At 44.5% G+C, this 22,931-nt stretch carries 20 protein-coding genes and 5 tRNA genes; all 25 read left to right on the forward strand.

What is annotated here, in order from left to right:
• Nucleotides 1-50: 50 nt before the first annotated feature.
• A tRNA-Val gene (locus tag HF966_RS06670) sits at nt 51-123 on the forward strand.
• 2 nt (nt 124-125) lie between these two features.
• A tRNA-Asp gene (locus HF966_RS06675) sits at nt 126-199 on the forward strand.
• Between the two features lie 91 nt (nt 200-290).
• Nucleotides 291-364, forward strand: a tRNA-Trp gene (locus tag HF966_RS06680).
• Nucleotides 365-366: 2 nt separating this feature from the next.
• A tRNA-His gene (locus tag HF966_RS06685) sits at nt 367-439 on the forward strand.
• Between the two features lie 26 nt (nt 440-465).
• Nucleotides 466-549, forward strand: a tRNA-Leu gene (locus HF966_RS06690).
• Between the two features lie 116 nt (nt 550-665).
• On the forward strand, nt 666-1,073 hold the full coding sequence (gene acpS / locus HF966_RS06695; RefSeq protein WP_168677321.1) for a holo-ACP synthase: 408 nt from the start codon (nt 666-668) through the stop codon (nt 1,071-1,073).
• Nucleotides 1,073-2,200, forward strand: a complete 1,128-nt coding sequence (gene alr, locus HF966_RS06700; protein ID WP_168677324.1) for an alanine racemase — start codon at nt 1,073-1,075, stop codon at nt 2,198-2,200. Before acpS ends, alr begins: the two co-directional genes overlap by 1 nt.
• A gap of 39 nt (nt 2,201-2,239) precedes the next feature.
• Complete coding sequence (locus HF966_RS06705; protein WP_168677326.1) at nt 2,240-2,605, forward strand: type II toxin-antitoxin system PemK/MazF family toxin; 366 nt, start codon at nt 2,240-2,242, stop codon at nt 2,603-2,605.
• A gap of 21 nt (nt 2,606-2,626) precedes the next feature.
• On the forward strand, nt 2,627-3,652 hold the full coding sequence (locus HF966_RS06710) for an acyltransferase family protein (protein ID WP_168677328.1): 1,026 nt from the start codon (nt 2,627-2,629) through the stop codon (nt 3,650-3,652).
• Between the two features lie 275 nt (nt 3,653-3,927).
• Nucleotides 3,928-6,612, forward strand: coding sequence for a valine--tRNA ligase (locus HF966_RS06715; RefSeq protein WP_168677330.1), 2,685 nt, complete (start codon nt 3,928-3,930; stop codon nt 6,610-6,612).
• Between the two features lie 68 nt (nt 6,613-6,680).
• Nucleotides 6,681-7,361 (forward strand): hypothetical protein, encoded by a 681-nt coding sequence (locus HF966_RS06720; RefSeq protein WP_168677332.1) that lies wholly within the window; start codon nt 6,681-6,683, stop codon nt 7,359-7,361.
• A gap of 106 nt (nt 7,362-7,467) precedes the next feature.
• Entirely contained in the window at nt 7,468-8,439 is a 972-nt protein-coding gene (locus tag HF966_RS06725) for a beta-ketoacyl-ACP synthase III (protein WP_168677334.1), read from the forward strand.
• Nucleotides 8,440-8,753: 314 nt separating this feature from the next.
• Nucleotides 8,754-10,010: a LysM peptidoglycan-binding domain-containing protein gene (locus tag HF966_RS06730; RefSeq protein WP_168677336.1), complete on the forward strand. Its 1,257-nt coding sequence runs from the start codon at nt 8,754-8,756 to the stop codon at nt 10,008-10,010.
• A gap of 7 nt (nt 10,011-10,017) precedes the next feature.
• Nucleotides 10,018-10,368, forward strand: a complete 351-nt coding sequence (locus HF966_RS06735) for an NlpC/P60 family protein (protein ID WP_168677338.1) — start codon at nt 10,018-10,020, stop codon at nt 10,366-10,368.
• A gap of 202 nt (nt 10,369-10,570) precedes the next feature.
• Nucleotides 10,571-11,728: a LysM peptidoglycan-binding domain-containing protein gene (locus HF966_RS06740; RefSeq protein ID WP_168677340.1), complete on the forward strand. Its 1,158-nt coding sequence runs from the start codon at nt 10,571-10,573 to the stop codon at nt 11,726-11,728.
• A gap of 69 nt (nt 11,729-11,797) precedes the next feature.
• Complete coding sequence (locus tag HF966_RS06745; RefSeq protein ID WP_168677341.1) at nt 11,798-13,051, forward strand: aminoacyltransferase; 1,254 nt, start codon at nt 11,798-11,800, stop codon at nt 13,049-13,051.
• Nucleotides 13,052-13,104: 53 nt separating this feature from the next.
• A complete protein-coding gene (locus tag HF966_RS06750; RefSeq protein WP_168677343.1) occupies nt 13,105-13,782 on the forward strand; it encodes a metal-dependent hydrolase in 678 nt (225 codons plus the stop codon).
• Between the two features lie 34 nt (nt 13,783-13,816).
• The gene (locus HF966_RS06755) at nt 13,817-14,998 is read left to right on the forward strand and encodes an LCP family protein (RefSeq protein ID WP_168677345.1); all 1,182 of its coding nucleotides are present in this window, start codon (nt 13,817-13,819) and stop codon (nt 14,996-14,998) included.
• 116 nt (nt 14,999-15,114) lie between these two features.
• A complete protein-coding gene (locus HF966_RS06760; protein WP_168677346.1) occupies nt 15,115-16,116 on the forward strand; it encodes a phosphatase PAP2 family protein in 1,002 nt (333 codons plus the stop codon).
• A gap of 255 nt (nt 16,117-16,371) precedes the next feature.
• Nucleotides 16,372-17,292 (forward strand): Ppx/GppA phosphatase family protein, encoded by a 921-nt coding sequence (locus HF966_RS06765; protein WP_168677348.1) that lies wholly within the window; start codon nt 16,372-16,374, stop codon nt 17,290-17,292.
• Entirely contained in the window at nt 17,285-18,499 is a 1,215-nt protein-coding gene (locus HF966_RS06770) for a hydroxymethylglutaryl-CoA reductase (protein WP_168677349.1), read from the forward strand. Before HF966_RS06765 ends, HF966_RS06770 begins: the two co-directional genes overlap by 8 nt.
• Nucleotides 18,496-19,437: a nitrate ABC transporter ATPase gene (locus HF966_RS06775; protein ID WP_168677351.1), complete on the forward strand. Its 942-nt coding sequence runs from the start codon at nt 18,496-18,498 to the stop codon at nt 19,435-19,437. The genes HF966_RS06770 and HF966_RS06775 overlap by 4 nt, the downstream gene beginning before the upstream one ends.
• 13 nt (nt 19,438-19,450) lie before the next feature.
• On the forward strand, nt 19,451-20,155 hold the full coding sequence (locus tag HF966_RS06780; protein WP_168677352.1) for an NAD-dependent protein deacylase: 705 nt from the start codon (nt 19,451-19,453) through the stop codon (nt 20,153-20,155).
• A gap of 78 nt (nt 20,156-20,233) precedes the next feature.
• A complete protein-coding gene (locus HF966_RS06785) occupies nt 20,234-21,139 on the forward strand; it encodes a cation diffusion facilitator family transporter (protein WP_168677353.1) in 906 nt (301 codons plus the stop codon).
• 371 nt (nt 21,140-21,510) lie between these two features.
• Nucleotides 21,511-22,914, forward strand: a complete 1,404-nt coding sequence (locus HF966_RS06790; RefSeq protein WP_168677354.1) for an Nramp family divalent metal transporter — start codon at nt 21,511-21,513, stop codon at nt 22,912-22,914.
• Nucleotides 22,915-22,931: the final 17 nt, after the last annotated feature.

The following is a 22,931-nucleotide window of genomic DNA, read 5'->3' on the forward strand; positions in this document are numbered from 1 at the left end:
CATGTAAACAAGGAATTGTTTCGAGGGTTCGAATCCCTTCCTCTCCATATGGACGCTTAGCTCAGCTGGGAGAGCACCTGCCTTACAAGCAGGGGGTCACAGGTTCGATCCCTGTAGCGTCCATTGGTCGCATGGTCTAGCTGGTTAGGACGCCTGCCTGTCACGCAGGAGATCGCGGGTTCGAGCCCCGCTGTGACCGCTAATTACTGACAAACATGAACAAGCCAGTGTTATGTAAGGCGCAATTCCTTACCATGTTATATCAGCGCTTAGCTGAGATTTAAAAATGTAGGGATATAGTTAAACGGTAGAATAGCGGTCTCCAAAACCGTTGATGGGGGTTCGATTCCCTCTATCCCTGCCATGGCGGTAGTGGTGAAGTGGTTAACACACTGGTTTGTGGATCCAGCATGCGAGGGTTCGATCCCCTTCTATCGCCCTAAGAAGCCAGTTGGCTTTATATATGCCGTTGTGGCGGAATTGGCAGACGCGCTGGACTCAAAATCCAGTGGTGGCAACACCGTGTGGGTTCGACTCCCACCGACGGCATTTAGAAAAGTAGTATCGTCAAGATACTGCTTTTTTGTTTGTCTTTAACGTGATGGCTCAGCGAGAAAACTGGGCTAGCGCTTGGTGATTATAAAACATTTTGATACAATAAGAATATGATAATTGGTATAGGCAATGATACAGAATCGATTAGTCGTGTTGGCCAAATTGTGGATCGAAAAGAAAATTTTATGACGACCATTTTGACTGATGCAGAACGCCTCCAGGCAAGCAAACGGCATGGTAAACACTATCATGAGTTTGTTGCCGGGCGTTTTTCTGCGAAAGAAGCGTTTTCAAAAGCAACAGGCTATGGTATTGGGGCTAAGGTTCACTGGCATGATATCGAAATTTTAAATGCTGGAAATGGCCGCCCAATCATGCGAGTTAAAAACTTTCCATATAAAACACATGTTGCCATTACACATAGTGGTGATGTCGTGAATACTGTGGTTGTGATTGAACGCTTAACCATCTGGGAACGACTCAGCTTAAAATTATTTCCGAAACGCGGAGTTTTGTGATGATAGATAAAAACAATTTTTTACAAATGCGACCATCCTGGTTAGCGATTGATTTAGCCGCAATACAATATAATGCGAAAGCAATCATGCAGCATGCGGGGGCACAGCGGTTGATTGCTGTGGTTAAAGCAGATGCTTATGGCCATGGCGCCGTACCAGTAACAGAAGCCCTTTACGAGATTGGTGTACGTGATTTTGCGGTGGCCACGATTGCTGAGGGGATTGCTTTGCGCACGCAAGTCATGCATGATGACTTCAACATTGTGTTACTTGGTGTACAAGATGTCCAACATGTGCGAGTGATGGCTGCGCACCGACTCACACCTGCAGTTGGTACGTTAGCATGGTTGGATGCAGCAGCAGCACAACTTGATGCAGGAGAGCAATTAGGCGTGCAACTGGCTGTCGATACTGGAATGGGCCGCATGGGGGCCCATTCAGAGGCTGAATTGCAAGCCATGTATGATAAAATTTTAAAGACCGATACGTTAGCATTTTCTGGAGTATTTACTCATTTTGCAACCGCCGACGATCGCAATCAAGCGTATTACGCACAACAAGTAGCGCGTTTTAATTCTTGGGTCACCGCTGTTGGGATTCCTAAAGCTGACTGGCACCTTGCTAACTCAGGTTCTGCACTTTGGCATCATGATCAGATCGAGACCGGCACGATTCGTGTGGGCTCGGTACTTTATGGGTATAATCCAGGTGCGCCAGAATTACCGTTGCCGCTGGCTTTAAAAAATGTTTTGTCATTAAAATCGCGCATTGGTGCTGTCCATCAACTGCAGCCAGGTGAATCCGTGAGTTATGGGGCAACCTATACCGCAACCACACCACAATGGGTGGCCACATTGCCTATTGGCTATGCGGACGGTTATTTGCGTCGCATGGGTGGGATGAGCGTATTAGTGGCTGGCCATGAAGAACAAGTGATTGGCCGTGTCACGATGGATCAAATCGTTATCACTCTTGATCGACCATACCCTATTGGCACAGTTGTCACCCTGATCGGACAAGATGGCGATTGTGAAATTACAGTCGAAGATTTTTCACAATATGCCAACACGATCCCCCATGAGATTTTAACAACATTTGGGCCACGACTCCCGAGAATTTATCAATAACAAGCGCAACACGCGCGTACATAGTAAGTGAGAATTTTTATGAAAGAAGCATATCAAACAGTGATGCGTGGCGATGTTTTCTACGCAGACTTGAAACAAGGCATTGGCTCAGAACAGGCCGGGGTGCGCCCAGTACTGATCGTGCAAAACGATGTTGGGAACGCGAATTCGCCAACAACGATTGTGGCAGCCATTACATCACAAATTTCCAAACCTAAATTGCCAACACATGTGCTGTTACCAGCGCATCTCGGCGGTATTAAGCGTGATTCAGTGATTTTAACTGAACAGGTACGGACGATTGATAAAAGACGCCTGCGGGATAAAATTGCCCATTTAGGCGCAAACTCGCATGAGATGCAGCAAGTGGCACATGCGCTCCGTATTAGTCTGGGAATTAAATAATGAATTTTGAAGGAAAAGCTGTTGAATAATCGTGTTGCTAAGCCAAAGCAGAGAATAGCTTGGCTGGACTTTGCAAAAGGGGTCACCATTTTTTTGGTTGTGTTCGTCCACGTAATTGAAGGGCTTGACAAAACAGACCAATTTCCAGCTTATCAGGTGTTTTCGGAAATGACGATGGGCTTGTTATTTACCGTCGTGATGCCAGTATTCTTTGCCTTATCAGGCTTTGTCTACTCACCGCCAAAAAATATGAAGCACTATTTTGCAAGTCTTTTGAAAAAGTTAGTGAGTTTAGGGGTGCCTTATGTTGTCTTTTCGATAATTTATGTGGCAATGCAACATGTTGCCGCAGATGTGCATCATTTGAATTCCTGGCAAGATTTAGCCCACATTTATGCCATGCCAATTGGGTATTTATGGTATCTTTATGTGCTCTTCTTTGTGTTCGCTTTCGTGGGTATGCTCTCATTATTGCGGCTATCCATGTTTAGCCAAATGTGCATTTATTTGGCTGGTTTAGTGTTGGTAATAAGTCAAACGATCGTATTGCCGTATGTCATCAGTAGCCTATTGATGTGGACAAGCAGTTTTTATTTAGGTTACATCTTCAAACAACATCCTCAGTGGCTAAACCATCGTGTGGTGTACTACGTGAGTGGCTTGGTGCTTGTTGCGAGCTTAATTTGGCAAATGCAACAAGGTGGACAATGGTTTGAAACGGATATGATGAATATCACAGATGTGTTCTCCAAGTTGGCCAGCATACCGGTATTTTTGTATTTATATCAAAAAACACCGCAAGGTAAGTTAACCAACAACTTAACGATCTGTGGTCGTTATTCATTGATTATTTATTTAGTCCATGCACCTATGACTTCAATCGGACGGGTGTTACTCCTAAAAGTTGGCCTACACCAATACATGGCTTTGGTGATACTCATTTTAATTTTTGCGTGGGCCACGAGTTTACTTGTGGTTTACATGACCAAAAAAATACCAATGTTGTCACTAATTTTTAATCCGCTCGGCTATTCGCGTTTGAAGTAGCTAACGTTGTTTAGAAACTTGACGAGCAGCCAAAATTCTAGTAAGATAGTGCTATCTTAGAGGATTAAGCAAATACATGCCTAGAGAACTGATGGTGCTGTGAATCAGTCATGTTAATGCCCAAGGTTGCTAAGTGTTAACAAGTTGAATAATAAGAGTGGCTGATCATTGTGATGACAACAGACGATCAGCAATACAGGTGGTACCACGGTGAAAATCGTCCTAATATAATTTTTAGGGCGATTTTTTTTGTATCATGACAAAAGGAGAATAGTATGCGTGACATTGATATGTCTACAAAGTATGACCCAACGGCGGTTGAAGCAGGCCGTTACGACCATTGGCAAGAAAAAAAGTTGTTTGCACCAGAAGCTAACCAGGCTATTCAAGGGCAAGAACCAGAATCTTATGCCATTGTGATTCCACCCCCAAACGTCACAGGGAAATTGCATTTGGGTCATGCTTGGGATACAACATTGCAAGACATGATTATTCGTCAAAAGAAAATGCAGGGCTTGGACGTGTTGTGGTTGCCCGGTATGGATCATGCCGGCATTGCCACGCAAGCCAAAGTGGAACAACGTCTACGCGGTGAAGGGGTCTCACGTTATGACTTGGGCCGTGAAAAGTTCGTCGAACAAGTTTGGGACTGGAAGAACGAATATGCAGCCACAATCAAGCAACAATGGGGTAAGATGGGGCTGTCACTCGACTTTGACCGCGAACGTTTTACCTTAGATGAAGGTTTGAATAAGGCCGTTAACAAAGTCTTTATCGACCTTTATAATAAAGGCTTGATTTATCGTGGTGAATATATCATTAACTGGGATCCCCAAGCGCGAACAGCCTTATCCGATATCGAAGTGATTTATCAAGATGATGAAGGGGCGTTCTACCACGTGAAGTACCCATTCACTGATGGCACGACTTTTGAGGGCAAAGACTACATCGAAATTGCCACAACCCGACCAGAAACAATGTTTGGTGATGTGGCCGTGGCGGTTCACCCAAGTGATGAGCGTTACAAGGATTTGATTGGTAAGACAGTCATGGTCCCATTGGTCGGTCGTGAAATTCCAATTATTGCGGATGAATACGTTGAAAAAGACTTTGGCACGGGCATGGTTAAAATTACGCCGGCCCATGATCCAAATGATTTCCAAGTCGGTAATCGTCACAATCTGGAACGTATCAACACGATGACTGATGATGGCCATTTGAATGAATTGGCGGGGCCTTATAACGGCATGGAACGCTTTGAAGCGCGCAAAGCGATTGTGGCGGATTTGGAAGCCGGTGATGACATGCTAAATGTTGAACCAATTGTACACTCAGTCGGTCATTCAGAACGGACTGGAGTGCCAGTTGAATCACGTTTGTCAACGCAATGGTTTGTGAAGATGGCGCCATTGGCTGAACAAGCTTTAGCCATGCAACAAAACCCAGATGAAAAAGTCGAATTTGTTCCAGCACGTTTTGAAGATACCTTTACCCGTTGGATGGAAAACATTCGTGATTGGGTCATCTCACGTCAACTTTGGTGGGGCCATCAAATTCCAGCTTGGTATAAGCATAAGGGTACCGACCAAGAAGAAATCTACGTGGGTACAAAAGCGCCTGAAGGCGAAGGCTGGGAACGCGATCCAGATGTCTTAGATACTTGGTTTAGTTCAGCTTTGTGGCCATTTTCAACGATGGGTTGGCCAGAAGATACAACGGGCGATTATGCGCGTTACTATCCAACGAACACACTGGTGACGGGTTATGACATTATTTTCTTCTGGGTAGCACGAATGATGTTCCAAGGAAAAGAATTTACCGGTCAGCGGCCATTTAAGAATGTCTTGATTCATGGCTTGATTCGAGATGGGGAAGGCCGTAAAATGTCCAAGTCACTGGGCAATGGTGTTGACCCCATGGACGTGATTGAAAAGTATGGGGCCGATGCGTTGCGTTGGTTCTTGGCCACTGGTTCAACACCAGGCCAAGATGTGCGTTTCACGTATGACAAGATGGACGCAGCCTGGAACTTTATTAATAAAATTTGGAATGCAGCACGCTATGTCATTATGAATTTGTCCGAAGATACGCCATCAACGCTGCCTGATTTGGACAAGTTAACGTTGGCTGACCAGTGGATTTTGTCACGTTTAAACACGACCGTTGAAAATGTGACGCGCAACTTTGATAAGTTCGAATTCGGCGAAGCCGGTCGTGAATTGTACAACTTCATCTGGTCAGACTTTGCTGATTGGTATATTGAAATGACCAAGGAAACCTTGAATGGGGACGGCGATAAGGCACCGGTACAACAAACATTGGCCTATGTTTTGGACCAAACATTGCGGCTTTTGCAACCGATTATGCCATTTGTGACGGAAGCCATTTGGCAAGAAATGCCAGCTCAAGTGGGTCAAGATGTGGACTTTTCAGTGACACGTTATCCCGTTGTTCATGACGAATTAACGAATGTGGCGGCTGAAAAAGCCTTTAAGTCATTACAAGACTTGATTGTGGCGGTGCGTAATATTCGTTCCGAAGCTAATGCGCCAATGTCAACAGAAATTGACTTGTTGATTAAGACGTCAGATGCTGGGCTGGTTCAGATTTTCCAAGATAACGCGGACTACATTAACCGTTTTGTCCATCCTAAGTCATTGACGATTGGTGCAGACATTGTGGCACCAGATTTGGCGATGTCTCAAGTCATTTCAGGGGCCGAAATTTACGTGCCATTAGCTGAATTGATTGACATTGATGAAGAAATTGCACGTTTGTCAGGGGAAGTCAAAAAGTTCACTGGCGAGGTGAAGCGTGCTGAAGGTAAGTTAGGCAATGAGAAATTTGTCAACTCGGCGCCTGAAGCGGTTGTTAGTGCTGAAAAAGCTAAGCTAGCCGATTGGCAAGCGAAGTTAGCAGCAACACAAGAACGGTTACAAGCTTTGCAAGCTGCTAAGTAAACTCAAAAGTCAGTTCAGACGCCTGAACTGATTTTTTAGTTGTAAAATGGAAGATCATAGAAATAGTGATGCCTGAATTAATCACAAATAAATATCAGCCACAATTTGCACAAATTACACAAGTTGACGATCTCGATGTGCCAACATTGTGGGCCATGCAAGCTGAAGCAAGACATGACCAGCAGGGGCTTATGGCATATGTGTCTCATCCTGAAACTCGTGGTTTTTTGGCGGATCATGGGTTTCAAAGCGTGAGTCAAACGTATTTTGCCCAACTCAATATTCGCGATTTTTCTGGTGAACCAGTGGTTCCTGTGGTGGACTTGGAGGCAGATCTAAAAGCAGAATTGGTGATGTTACTGCGCGATCATTATGAACGCACGCATCGTTTTAATCCACCAATACCTAACATTGATTATGCCAAATGGCTCTTTGGTGACGACAACTTTGATGCGACACATAGTATCGTTAGACTCACAAAACAGCACATTGTTGCCGCAATCCTAATTTTTCAAACTGACAACCATTTGGCACTAAAGTGGACATTTGGTGATGATGTCGCAACGTTACAGGCATTGTGGCGTGATTTATTGGGAATTTTACCCATCGGCAGCCGCTTGTTAGCGACGTTTGACACCACGGATGTGTTGGCAATGAGTGTGTACGAGCATTTTCACTGGCATCAGACGGCGCCGGCCCAAACACTGATGATGTGGCCGAGAGCGGCAAACAACTTGCGTATTCAATAAAATCCGCTACAATAATATAAGTATAAAAAGAGGCAATAACAGGCTGAGTTTAAGCAGAAAAAGCAGCGATTCATCACTGTTATAGCCATTTAGAGGGGAAACAACGATGCCCGGAAGTCAAATATTAGCAAGTGCACATTATGTCCCAAAGGATGTTGTGACAAATCATGACCTTGCTGAAATCATGGATACCAGTGATGACTGGATTCAATCACATACAGGGATTAAAACAAGACACATCTCACTGCAAGGGGAAAACACCAGTGATTTAGCCACCAAAGCCGCTAAACTTGCTTTGGCAAAAACAACATTGACTGCAGCAGATATTGATTTGATTATTGTGACAACGTTTACACCAGATGGCCTAGCGCCATCAACGGCAGCCTTAGTCCAACGTAATCTAAAGGCGGAAAATGCTTGGGCGTATGATATCATGACTGCTTGCTCGGGTTTTGTTTTTGGTTTGAGTACAGCAGATAAGTTTTTACGCTCGGGGATGTATCGCCATGCGTTAGTGATTTCAGCTGAAGTGAACTCAAAGATGATGGATTTTACTGATCGTACCAGTACTGTTTTCTTTGGTGATGGTGCGGGCGCAGTCGTGTTATCTGCAGTCGCATCTGATGGTGTAGTTGCTGGTGAAGAAATGCGGACGATTGGGGATGCAGAGGTGGTACATTCTGGCCGCATTGCCCCCCTTACGTCTTTGTCAGCGGATAATTATCCCCAAATAGATGCTTTTTCACAAATGGGACATGCCGTTTTTGATGAGGTGACGACGCGTATTCCACAACACATACGTGAATTTTTGGCAGGCAAAGACTTAACGCCTGCTGATGTAGACTACTTTATTCCACATCAAGCCAACCTGAGATTAATCGAATATATTGCCGATGCACTGGATGCACCGATAGCTAAATTTGCTACGAACATCGTGCGCTATGGCAATACATCATCAGCTGGGATTGCGATTGGTTTAGATGAATTGCATGACGCCGTTGATCTGACAGGTAAGCGCGTGTTGCTTACCGGTTATGGCGCTGGCTTTACCTATGGGAGTCTCTTACTGGAGTTTTAAAGAATTTATTAAGACGCTTAATAAATTAAAAAAATAAAAAATACCGTGATTGAATCAGTAACTTGATAAAATCACGGTATTTTTGTGGCAAAAAAACCGCCGGAATTAAAAATCTTGGCGTAAGAAACATTGTGATGCCAACGATCTTTCGCTTTGGTAATGTATTTGTAACAAAGTCATGCGATTGAAAAATTCAAACAATGTTGGCGTTATACTAGACCGCTATACTAGAACATGTTCTTAAGATTTGTATAAAGGCAAATCTAAAAATTAATAATTATAATGAAATCTAAATTTTTGGAGTATCTATCACAATGGTTAACAATTTAAAGAAAACAATGTTGGCAACAGCTGCGGGAGTTGCAGCATTTGTTGGTGGTCACGCTGCTGCTTCAGCTGACACAGTAGAAGTTAAATCAGGCGACACGTTGAGTGGTATCGCGCAAGCAAACAATACAACTGCAGACGCATTAGCAAAGACAAATAACATCAACAACCAAAACTTGATTATTGCGGGTGAAACATTAACAGTTGCTGACACAAAGCCGGCAGCAATTTCTGCTGATGGCGCAACTTATACCGTACAAGCAGGCGATTCATTGTCAAAGATTGCTGAACAAACTGGTGTCAATGTTGCAACATTGAAGTCATTGAACGGCTTGGCAGCTAATAACTTAGTTGTGACAGGCCAAACTTTGTCATTAAAGGCTGCGGCAACACCGACAGCAGCAACTGTTACAGCGGCACAACAAGCCCCAGCAGAAAACCTAACTTATATTGCTGCGGCTGACACAAATCATGATGGCTTCATGTCTCTTGATGAATACAACACGTTTAAGGCTAATGGTGGGGATGTTAATCAACCAGCTGCCAAGCCTGCAGCAACGGTCACTGTACCAGAAAACGTGAAGTATATTGCTGCAGCGGATACAAACCATGATGGTTTTATGTCAGCTGATGAGTATGAAGCATATGAAGCCAATGGTGGCGCAGCTTCCCAAGCTCAAGCCCCAGCACAACAAGCCCCAGCACCTGCTGCTGTGCCTGAAAATGTGAAGTACATTGCTGCGGCTGATTCCAACCATGACGGCTTCATGTCAGCTGCTGAATACCAAGCATACGAAGCCAATGGCGGTGCGTCATCTCAAGCGCCAGCACAACAGGCTGCAGCTCCAGCTGCAAACGTGACACGCATGTCAACACAAGCCGCAGCTCCAGTGTCGTCATCAGCGGCACAAACAATTGTGAATTCATTGAACGCAAAGCGTGCAGCACTAGGTTTGGCACCAGTGCATTTGGATGCTGGTTTGTCAGCGCGTGCCCAGGCACGTGCTGAAAATGCGGTTGCCAACGGTGGCTTGCCAACTAATCACTTCAGCACGAATGGCGAAGTCGTTGCTATTGGTTGGAGTGCTGGGACGGTTATCAACGCTTGGTACAACGAAACAAACATGATGACAAATGGCACACCGGGCCATCAAATGTGGGTAACCAATGCCCGTGCCTCAGCCGTTGGCTTTGGTATCGTGGGAAACACAATTGTTGGTGAGTCTGACGCCGGACAATATTAATTACTTTATGGCAAATAATTGGCTAGACATCGCACTAACGCAGTTGGGGAAAACATATCAGTCCCCAGGTGCGTTTGTTGCGTTTGTTATGAATTCATCAAAGATTAGAGCGGATGGGCAAACGGGTCACTGGTCACATGAACTGATTGATCTCATTTACGATGTTTACGAATTAAATACGGTTGAGAACACCCGAACAGGCGATTTGTTGTTTTGGGGTATTCCAGAACAACCTTATAGCGTTGGTATTTATGTTGGTGGCCGTCATTTTATCGCTGTAGATGAAAATGATGCGCAGGTTAAAATTCAAACACTCAATCAGAATTGGTATCCAACGTTCGCTGGGACTGTACTCTAAGTGTTTTTGTTATCTTATAGAAATATATCTGTAACAAAAGACATTTAAACGCTTGTTTTGTGACAAGTTTGTGTTCTTGATAACGAAGTGAAAAGAAGGCACAACATCAACGTTATGCTAATTTGGTAAACTTATTATTGTCGAGAAGACCTCAAACAATGATACTTAACTACGTCTTTAACTTTAAGGAGTTACCTATATTATGAAATCATCTACTATGTTTAAATCTGCTGTTGCCGCTGGTGCTTTTGCGGTAGCTGGTGTAGCCACTGCTAATGCCGATACTATTACTGTTCAAGCAGGCGACACCTTAACAAAGTTAGCTAATGCACATGGCACATCCGTTGACGCATTGGTTAAGGCCAATGGTATTTCTAATGCCAACTTGATCTTTGTTGGTCAACAATTACAAACACAAGGCACTGCTAGCACAGCTACTGCACCAGCAGCGCCGGCGCAACAAGCAGCCTCTGCTGCCAATGGTAGTTATACTGTTAAAGCTGGTGATACGTTGTTCCGTATTGCGGCCGCAAACGGGACATCAGTTGCTAACCTTGTTTCAGCAAATGGTATTCAAAACCTTAACTTCATTACAGTTGGGCAAGTCTTGACTTTGTCTACGGCATCTGCCCCAGCGCAACAGCCAGCAGCCGCTCCAGCACAACAAGCAGCCCCAGTAACGGCAGCTCCTGCACCTACTGCGGCAACACCAGCGCAACAAGCAGCCCCAGTAGCGGCAGCTCCTGCACCTACTGCGGCAACACCAGCACATCAAGCTGCGCCAGCAACACCATCAACACCTGCAGCAACAGTACCTGACGATGTTAAGTACATTGCGGCTGCTGATGCTGACCATGATGGTTTCATGACTGCTGCTGAATATCTTGCCTATCAAGCTAATGGCGGTGCTTCAGCAGCCTCAGCGGCGGCGCAACAAGCAGTCGCTCCTGCAACGCAATCGCAACCTCAAGTAACACCTGTATCAGCCCCTGCAGCACCGGCTACCTATGCTGATCCAGCTGCGACAACTATGTTGAATTCTTTGAACGCACTGCGTGCTTCAATGGGCTTGAACCCCGTAACTTTGGATGCGGGCTTGTCTGCCAAAGCACAAGCGCGTGCAGTTAACGCCGTTGCAAACGGTGGCTTGCCAGTTAACCACTTCCGTACCAATGGTGAAGTAGTAGCTATCGGATTTGGTTTCAATCAAGTCGTTAGTGCTTGGTATAATGAAACAAGCATGATGACAAATGGGACACCTGGTCACCGTATGTGGGTGACTAACCCACGTGCCACTTCTGTTGGTTTCGGTGTTGTTGGGAACACAATTGTTGCAGAATCAAATGTTGGTCAATACTAATAAATTCTTTAAAGGCGCCCAGTTGAGGCGCCTTTTTTTGTATAATAGGAGGTAGAGGATCATAGCATCATGACATTATTTTTTACCGAACTAACACCAGATGAATATCAATATTTTGAAACAAAACAACCATTAGGCAGTTATACGCAATCTATTTTACAATATCAACTCTTGCGTCAACGGCAACGTGACGCATTTTTAGTCGGTGTGAAAGAAGACGATATGATTGTGGCGGCGGCTCTGATAACAACAGAATCCACACGCTTTGGGCAAGTTTATTTACTTGACCGTGGGCCATTGCTAGATTTTGACAATATTGCATTGGTGCAGTTCTTTACGCAGTCTGTTAAAAATTTTGCTAAGCAACATGGCGCGCTTTATATTATTTGGCGACCAAATGTAACCTATGCAGCGACAGATGACAAGGGCCAATTGCTTGATGCACCAAATGACCATTTCTTAAACATGATGAGCGATGCTGGGTATACGCATGCACCGTTTGAATTTGGCATGTCAACGACAGGCTCACCAACTTGGGAATATGTCAAATCACTCAGTGATTTGGATACACCGCAAGCCCTTCAGCAGTCTTTTACCAAAAATGCGCAGTATTATCTGAAAAAGAACCAACAGTTTGGGATTAAACTACGTGAGCTATCACGTGAAGAGTTACCCGAATTTAAGCGGTTAACGCAAACTACTGCTGATCGTTTGCATTATCACGATAAAGATTTAGCATTCTATGAGGCGATATATGATAATTATGGCGCTTCAGCGACGTTTATTTTTGCAGAATTGAATTTTGAACAATATATTGCAGAAGAAAAGCACAAAATTGTAGCGCTTGATCAGAAACTTGAAAAGATTCAAACAAAAATTGACAAGTATCCCCTGCAAGAAAAGTTTAAACGCCAATTTTCGGAATTTGATGATCAAAAGCAACATCATGTGCAGCGCGTGGCAAAAGCAACCCAACAAATGGCGGTTGCTGGGACGTCAACGGTCGTAGTGGCCGGCGCATTGTTTATTGCCCAGCCGCAAGAAATGACGTACCTTTATTCGGGCACTTATGAAGCCTATATGGATTATTATGCCCCTTATCAAATTCAATTCGACATGATGCAACGCGCGGTGGCGCAGGGGATACCAACTTATAATTTCTATGGTATTTCTGGGCGTTTTGATGGGTCCGACGGCGTGCTAGGATTTAAAACCGCATTTGCTGGTCATGCACGACAGTTAGTGGGGGATTTTATCTTACCGGTTAATGGTTTGAAATATCGTTTATATCGTTTACTCAAGCAACTTACTGGCAAAGCTTAATGGCAGCTTGCCCATCACAAGGTCACATCTTGAACTGAAAGGCGGTATTTTTGATGGAAATCACACATTTTGGCCATGCGGCGCTCCGCATTGTTTCTGATGGGACGAGGATCTTAGTTGATCCATTTATCTCACAAAACCCATTCTTAAGTCACGGTGATGAGTTAGCTACCTCACTGGCGGCAGATTACATTATTTTGACCCATTCCCATGAGGATCATGTCGGAGATACGCTAGCCATTGCCCAGCGGACAGGAGCCACGGTTGTGGTATTGGCGGATACACCAATACAGTTTTTAACAGGAAAAGCCATTCCTGTGATGGCACCAAATTTTGGTGGGGAAGTGCAGTTGACACCGACGATCACGGTTAAGTTTTACCCTGCCTGGCATGCTGTAACGACTGATGATCGTGCCAGTATGTCGGCTGGATTCGCCTTGTCTGTTGAAGGCAAATTATTATATTTTGCGGGGGATACGGCGCTTTATTCTGATATGAAGTTAGTGGCCTTACGCCAACCAGTCGACATGGCCTTTTTGCCAATTGGCGGCTATTACACGATGACACAAGATGATGCCTTAATTGCGGCTAGCTTTTTGACAGCGGCGCATGTGCTGCCGATTCATTACGATACCTTTCCCAAAATCAAGGCTGATGTTGCGCGCTTTATTGCTGACTTGCCAGAAGGTGTTGGCTTTAGGCCAGCGATTGGGGAACCATTTCATTTTTAGTGGTATAATGGGTAATATTTGATTGGGGGCCAATATGGATAATGAAATGATGAGCCGATCAGCACGGCGTGAACAACACGACAAGACACCGCAGATGCAAAGTGGGGGGCAACCACCCAAAAAACCTCGGCGACGGCGGAAATGGTGGCGTTGGCTGATCGCACTCATCTTACTGTTGGCAATTATTGCAGGTGTTTTTTTTGCGACTATTTTAGGGAATGTGCACCAGTCCGTCAATAAAATGTACCGGAGTGCTGACGTCACAAAAGCACGTAATGTGACTGATGTGTTGAAGGCGGGCAAACCTTTTTCAATGCTTGTGTTGGGGACAGATACGGGGGCTTTAAAGCGTGATCGTACCGGGTTAACCGATTCTATGATGCTGATCACCGTCAATCCGAAAACTAAAACGACAACAATGATGTCCATTCCGCGTGATATTATGGTAGCAATTGCTGGGGCGGAGTCCACTTTCCCACAAAAGTTAAACGCAGCTTTCCCAATTGCTGGTGTTGGCGCAACTTTAACCACCTTGCAAAACTATTTGAATGTGCCGATTGATTTTTATGTTTTAGTGAATATGGGTGGTTTGGAAAAATTGATTGATCAAGTTGGTGGGGTGCAAGTTGTGTCACCGTTGACGTTTACCTACACACCAGAAGCAGATACGACACCTGAAACATTCAAGTTCTTTAAAGGCAAGTCACAGTTTGAGTATGCTAAAGATGGGAAAAATTTCAAGTCTTATACAACGATGGATGGCAACGCGGCCTTGTCATTTTCACGGATGCGCTATGATGATCCGCAGGGTGATTATGGCCGTCAGCTACGACAGCGCTTAGTTTTGCAGGCGCTATTAAAGAAATCGGCGAGTGTTTCGACATTACTAAATGATAAATTCATGGCCTCAATTGCGACCAATGTTGAAACTGATATGACGTATAGCGACATGATGAATCTGGCCAAGAAGTATATGCCGGCGACGAAGAATCAAGTCTCTGATCATATGCAAGGCGTGGGTGATATGTATGCTGGGGTGAGTTACCAGATGGTACCGTTAGCTGAAAAACAGCGCGTAACGGATAAATTGAGACAATCACTGGCGTTGTCCGCTAAAAAGACAGGCACGCAGTTTGGTAGTGCCGTACCGGCATTAGGGTATGGTATTGCTGAAAGAAACTTAGGCGTGATTGATGAAACATTAGATCCGCAATAACAAAAAACGATTACAAAAGTAATCGTTTTTTTACGTGTTCTAGATATATTGTTGACGTAATAGCGACAATGCTTCGATACAATTAAGGTGTTGAATAAAAGAAATGGAGATGACTCATGCAGTTAACAGGAGATACTTTTCAACACAATGATTTTCAAATTGGGAATCATGATCAACAGCGGACGTTCCGCACAACGCAGTCGGAAAAGCAAGTGGTGTTGGGCCTTCTCGGTCTGGGCGTTTTGTCATTGTTAGTGGCCACTTTTTTTGATAAAAATGTAACGCAAGCCGTGATGAATCAAAACTCAATTTTTGGTAATATTTTCCAAAATTACGCGGATCAAGGGGCACAAGTAGTAACTTTTACGGCTGCTGAGGTCATCGCTTGGTTCATCTGGCGTCGTGTGAATGATGTGGTGCTGAAATACATCATGACTGCAGGGATGATTGTGCTGGCTTTTAACCAAATGTTATCGTTATTACAAGATGCGCTAAGTTACACGTTTTCCATGTTAAATAACATTCAAAAAGGCGTACCAATGGGGATTGCCAATAATACCGCAGCAGTTCAAAACTATCCAGAAACGTTACGTTGGGGCTTGGCAATTGTCTTCACGTTCATTTTATCGCTATTGTTTGCCAATTGGTTAAACAAAAAGTCAGATGAAGACATGAATTATCTGATTGTCGTGGCGGTTGTTGGGATTGCAACGGTATTCATTGCGCAAACGATGATCGGCGAAATGAAAACGTTGTGGGGGCGCTTCCGACCTTACGAAATGACCACCGTTTCTGGGCACGCGTTTAGCGAATTTACACCTTGGTACCATATGAATGGTGCGAACGGACATAATTCATTCCCATCTGGGCATACGATGTCTGGTTGGTTGTTCTTATACTTGGCATTATTTGTGCCTCGGACAAACATCTCAGCACAAAAGCAAATGACTATCTTTGGGATTGCCATGGGCATTCTTACTGGGTTAAGCCGAGTGCGCATTGGTGCCCACTGGTTAAGTGATGTGACGGTCTCAAGTATCTTGACTGGTTTATTGATTTTTGCTGCCAGTCGCTTGATTAGTGCACATTTCGTTGAAAGCAAGCCAACACTATCTTAATGGTACGTGCATTAATGCGTGCCTGAGAGCTAGCGATGCAAGCAAGAGATATTCTTGAAGTCAGATACCTTTGGATGGGGCTTTTATAAATAAATAACATTCCCGGTTGCCTAACATTGGTAATCGGGTTTTTAAATGCTAGGAATAAAAGACCGAATTGGTTGCAACATCATAAGATTGTAACATGGTTCAATGCCCGTTTGACAGGCTTATTTGTTATACTAGTAAGTAATAAATCATTTCTAGGATATACACATGAGCTATTTAGCGATTGTCGATCTCGGTAGCAATTCAGCCAGAATGGTGGTTGAAGCATTGCACGACGACGGCACTTATACGGAAATTATCCGTGAAAAACAAGATACGCGCATTGCCCAAAATATGGGGCCGGAGCGCACGTTAAAAGAAACCCCTATGGCACGCACAATAACGGCGTTAAAGTATTTTCAATCGGTTTACGCGCCTTTTGAGCCGACGGTTGTGGCGATTACCACGGCAGCGGTACGCGTTGCGAAAAACCAAGCTGTCTTTTTAACTCGAGTCGAACAAGAGACGGGGATGCAGTTCCGTGTTTTAACGGGTGAGGAAGAAGCTTATTATGATTATCTTGGCGTGGTGACCACGTTAGCGATTCGCGATGCAGTCATTTTAGATACTGGGGGCGCCTCGGTTGAATTGATTGCGGTGCGAGATGGCCAAAATCAAGCAGCAGTTAGCTTGCCATTTGGCGCAGTCACATTATCTGAAACGTACCATTTGGCCAATGCGATTGACCAAGCTAACGTGACTGCGGCGTGTGCTGATATCACCGCGCAATACCAAGCCTTGCCTTGGTTAAAGCAACAAGTCGGCCAGCCGGTGGTATTACTTGGGGGCGCCAACCGCTCGTTGGCACGCATGGGACGCACAATTCTGAGCGCGCAGGAAGTGGATGCGATTCAAGGATTTGACATGTCAATAGACATGGTACAACAAATATTTGCGCGCCTGCGGAAAATGAGCCGTGCTGAACGCGAACATATGGCGGGCCTTGAAGTGTCGCGCGCCGATATCATTGTCAGTGGACTACTACCACTGTTGAATTTAATGACAATCATTCAAGCCCCACGTGTGATTTTTTCTGAAAGTGGCGTGCGAGAAGGTTTGATTGCAGAAATGATACAAGAAAATGCATAAAAAATTTTACGAGTTGACGCCAGATGAACGTTTGGCGTCTTTAAAGTTAACACCGGCAGCGCAGCAGGCTTGGCAGCATGAGCAAAGTGCGCTTAACGCCCAAATCGTTGAAAATTATATCAGCGATTTTCGAGTGCCAACAGGGCTGTTACATGATATTGTTGTGGCTGGCCAACGGGTCACGGTGCCGATGGCGACGGAAGAACCCAGTGTGATTGCTGCCGCTAACCATGGCGCTAAAATGTTAAATGCTGGTGGCGGTGTGGCGGTAACGTTACCTGAGCGTACGGCATTAATTGGGCAATTGTTATTTTCTGATGTGAGTGCCGCAGCGATAGAAAAATTTGTCAACGCGCAACAAACGGTATTTTTTTCTGTTGCCAAACAGGCGAAGCCATCAATCTACCGCCGAGGTGGTGGTTTGTTATCTGTTGTTGCCCGGACCGTTTCGGAAACGATGGTCAGTGTTGATTTTACGATTGATACAAAAGATGCCATGGGCGCCAACATTGTCAATACTATTCTTGAAGCCGAACAAGCAGTATTTTCTGATTTTCAGACGCATTTTGTTGGGGCAATTTTATCTAACTATGCGACGGCACAGTGTGTTACGGTTACGGGTCAGGTCCCAATCAGTTTGGTTGGCGGGCCAGTTGTGGCGAAACGGCTGGTGCAATTGAACCAATTTGGCCATGCAGATATTTATCGTGCGACCACGGAAAATAAAGGCCTATTTAATGGCATTGGCGCGGTCACGTTGGCAACAGGGAATGATTGGCGAGCTGTTGAAGCTGCTGGGCACGCCTTTGCTAGCCACACAGGGCGTTATCAGTCATTGACGACCTGGCGCATTGCTGGGGACTTTATCGAAGGCCGTTTGACGATGCCTATCACAGTGGGTACGGTCGGTGGGGCAATTTCAGCCATGCCGCAAGCCAAGCGCGCGTTAGCACTGATGGGGATTGCGCGTGCAGATGCATTGCGAGGGGTTATTCTTGCGGTTGGTCTGGCGCAAAATCTTGCTGCGCTCAAAGCCATTGCCAATGGTGGCATTCAAAAAGGGCATATGAAAATGCAGTACCGCGCGCTCGCGATACAAGTTGGTGCGACGGCTGATGAGATTGCTGACCTTGTGCGTCAACTGGCAGCGACGACAACAGTTGATGCCGATGTGGCACGAAACCTATTATTGGAGATGAGAAAATGAACCCAAAGATTCAAACATTATTAAAAGCCGTGAATGAAGTTTATCCAGGCACAGTGATGACCCGTGTTAGTGGGGCTGCTACTGGTGAATTACACATCGATCGTGTGGCACAAGAAGTTTTTGAAGACCGTTTGTTAATTGAGTTAGCCGAAGGGACAGAAAGCGACTTTTTGTTTGGCAATGAATTATTAAAGATGCTCCTCACGTTAAACGGTGTGACACCACAAATATTTTTTGCCCTGACATTTATGGATGAGGCTTTGGATCAGCAAATGATTCAGATTACGACGCGCATGCACCGCACGGTTGTGCATGCGATTACTTATCGTGAGTTGTTGCAACAAGGCATGATCACAGAAACGACACGTCAGGCTTACTTGGCTGGGGTTAAGTCAGAACTCACGTCAGAAGTTGGGAAATTGGATGATGAAAGTCTATGGCGCTTACTCACACTACTTGATGCCCATATTTTTGCTGAAGTGAGCGGTGCGGACTTCTCTGAGTTGGCGATGCTTTATCCACTAGCTTGGACGGCGGCCAAAAAATTAGCGGCACCCATTTTATCTGCTGATTTGAAACAGTCACGGCATATCCGCCGTCAGATCACAACGTTATTTGGCGGGGTAGATGAAGTATTGACTGCTTGGGGTAAACCAACGGTCAATGCAAAGGAATATGTGACGTTGACAAGTGTCTTGTCTGAACGCCAGTTAGCCTTACCAGTGAGTCAAGTCTTTACGATTTATCATTCAGAAATGATTGATTTCCAAACAAAAAAGACGGCCTATGTTGGGCTTGGACAAGTTGATTCACAAAATAGTTTTGTGATTTCTAAACCAGATGATCAAGACTCAGCGGCGTTTTTCAAAGCCCTGTATCAAATGACGGTCGGTGATTTATTCAAACAACTAGCCTTGCCTTATATTCACCGTCAGTAATTGGAGGCACAACATGTTGGTCACACCAGAAATTCAAGCGCAATTTGATGCTGCGCAAAATATTGTATTGATGACGGGTGCTGGTGTTTCAACACCATCAGGTATTCCAGATTATCGTTCTAAAAATGGGTTATATCAAGGCACCACCTTGCCACCAGAATACTTATTGTCGGCGACTGCGTTTGAAGTGGCGCCGGCACAACAATATCAATTCATGAAAACAAACATGTATTTTCCTGAAGCGATGCCAAATGTCATCCATGACAAAATGGCACAACTCACGCAAGCTGGTCGCGCCCGAATTATTACCCAAAATGTGGATGATTTGCATGTGAAAGCCCAAACGGTCCCTGATCGCTTAATTCGGTTTCATGGCTCGTTATATGATATTTATGCACCGCGTGACCAACAGCCAGCGACGGTGGCGGATTACCTCCAGTCTTATCAGCGTGCGGACGGGGCGTTGTTGCGGCCACGTATCACGTTTTATGAAGAGACGCCATTTGAGATTGACCGCGCACTTGCTTGGGTGCAGCAAGCGGATTTGCTTGTGATTGTTGGGACAAGTTTTCAGGTGTATCCATTTGCTGGCTTATTGCAAGTTGCCCAAAAGGGCACGCCAATCTTGTCGGTGAATTTAACCCACATTGAGACGCCGTATCCGGTTCATCAGATTATCGGGGATGCGACAACATTTTTTGAGACTTTAAAAATTTAGCCAACCAAATTGGCTTTTTTTAAACTTTAAATATGAATTTTTTTTCATGTTTATGGTATAGTGAGGTCGGAGGAAAATATGACAACAACGAAAATGAAACAAACGCCCTATATTATTGGCATCGTCTTGAACTTAATTTTTGTACTGACTGAGTTGCTCTTTTCAAAGTTGGCTCATTCGACCGCTTTATTTGCTGATGCTTTTCATAATCTCAGCGATGTCTTGGCCTTAGTGATTGCTTGGCTAGCTGTGCTTGTCTTTGGTCTGAAAGCAACCCGTCGCCATACGTATGGTTGGCACAATGTCTCCATTTTGGCGAGTTTATTTAATACGATTCTGTTATTATTTGCCGTCATCACGATTTTTTACGAAGGAATTCGCGACCTTGTGGCACCAACGGCAGTGCAGACGAGTGGTATCACGGTCACGATTGTTGCAGCAGTTGGCATTGGGATTAATTTTTTCACGGCCATGTTATTTCGCTCAAGTGGCAAACCGGATGAACACGGGCACCAACACGGTCAAGAACTAAATGCTAAAGCGGCCTATATCCATCTCTTAGCAGATGCAGGCGTGTCGTTAGGTGTGATTGTTGCTGGTGTGTTAATCCAATGGACGGGCATTCAAGCAATTGATGCCATTGTGTCAATCATTATTGGTATCATTATTCTGGTTAGTTCTTGGCCAGTCATGGTTTCGACATTTAATATGGCGGTTAACGGTGTGCCAGAAACTGTGAATGAAGCTGCAATCATGACATTTTTAAAAACCTATCCTGGTGTCAAAAAAATTCATGATTTGCATATTTGGGCGCTATCAACGACCGAAACGGCATTGACAGTTCACTTATCAATTTTTGATGCGGTCGATGATCAGAAAGTTTTGGCGGGGATTACCACCGAATTGCGGCGCCATTATGGCATTAGCCATGTCACCATTCAAATCGAGACGCCAGAGTTTCAGCAACACTGTAATGCGATTTGATTTTTGTTACACAAATGTAATTATTTAATGAAAAGGTTTACATATCTAAGTAACGTCGCGATATTCTATCATTTAAGGTGCCAAACGCCTTTAAAAACACCTGCTTCATTCGGCATGTGTTTTTTTTGTGTTGACGGATGACCGAAAACGTGGCATATTTAATATGTATTAGGGCGTAAATAGCCGAGTTAGATACCTTTCATAAGCTTTCAACAACCGAGTTGAATGAAATCCTTTATGAAAAATATTTAGCACTTTAATACGCGTTTAGCTCACCCTAAAGCGACGACGCCTAAAAGTGAATACTAGATGTGTAATTTAGTCGGATTCGTATGTTTTTGTCCTGAAGAGTAATCTAAAGGAGAAGTAGAATGCAAGATTTAACAAAAGATCAAGCAACCACTAAGCACCACCTAGTGGAAAAAACTGAGGACAACCTCAGTTTGGGTGATGTGAATGGCTCAATTGAGGCCCCAAAGGATGGTTCCTTTTGGCGAAAGCTGTTGGCTTTTTCAGGACCAGGTGCCTTGGTGGCCGTTGGTTACATGGACCCAGGGAACTGGGTGACTTCCGTCAATGGTGGCGCGCAATATCATTATATTTTACTTTCAGTTGTGTTGATTTCCTCATTGATTGCGATGATGTTGCAATATATGGCGGGAAAAATGGGGATGGTTAAGCAAGAAGACCTTGCGCAAGCCACACGTGCACGCACAAATAAAGCCGGTGGTGTTGCCCTGTGGATTATTACCGAATTGGCCTTAATGGCAACTGATATTGCCGAAGTCATCGGTGGGGCGATCGCGTTGCATTTGTTATTTGGTTGGTCGATGATTGCGTCAGTCTTAACAACCGCTTTTGATGTGTTGCTCTTATTGCTGTTGATGAAGTTTGGCTTCCGTAAAATCGAAGCGATTGTCATGACTTTAATTTTAACCATTTTATTGATTTTCACCTATCTGGTGATGCTGTCAAAACCTGACATTGTCGCGATGTTTGGTGGTTATCTGCCACAACTACAAGCTGTTTCAACACATGGGCCAAAGGGTGTGGATTCACCGTTATTGATGTCACTGGGTATTATTGGGGCAACGGTTATGCCGCACAATCTATATCTTCATTCATCAATCGCCCAGACACGCAAAATCGATCGTGATAACCCAGGTGAATTGAAAGAAGCAGTCCGCTTGATGACGTGGGATTCTAATATTCAATTGTCCTTAGCGTTTGTGATTAATTCATTGTTACTGGTCCTTGGTGCTGCCCTATTCTTCGGTCATGCAGATCAAGTGGGTACCTTTGGCACAATGTACAACGCGTTGAGTGATAAACAAATTGCTGGTGCGGTGGCCTCACCAATTTTATCAACGCTATTTGCAGTCGCGCTGTTGGCTTCTGGTCAGAACTCAACCATTACTGGGACGCTAACTGGTGAAATCGTCATGGAAGGGTTCATTAATTTGCGCATTCCAATGTGGCTACGGCGTGTCATTACGCGTGGTTTAGCATTAGTCCCCGTGATTATCTTTACCTTGCTTTATGGCGGTGCCGAAGGTAAGTTAGATCAATTATTGGTTTATTCACAAGTCTTCCTATCAATTGCCTTGCCATTTGCCATGGCGCCATTGATTTACTTTACATCATCAAAGAAAATTATGGGAGACTTTGTCAATCCAAAGTGGATGACCATTCTTGGTTGGCTTGTCTTTGTCGTATTGACGGCATTGAATCTTCAGATTATTATAGATTTAATCACTAAGGTTTTTAGCATATAATTAGCCCGTTTATGAAG

Origin of the sequence: Leuconostoc holzapfelii (assembly GCF_012396485.1) — a bacterium.
Classification (GTDB): Bacteria; Bacillota; Bacilli; order Lactobacillales; family Lactobacillaceae; genus Leuconostoc; species Leuconostoc holzapfelii.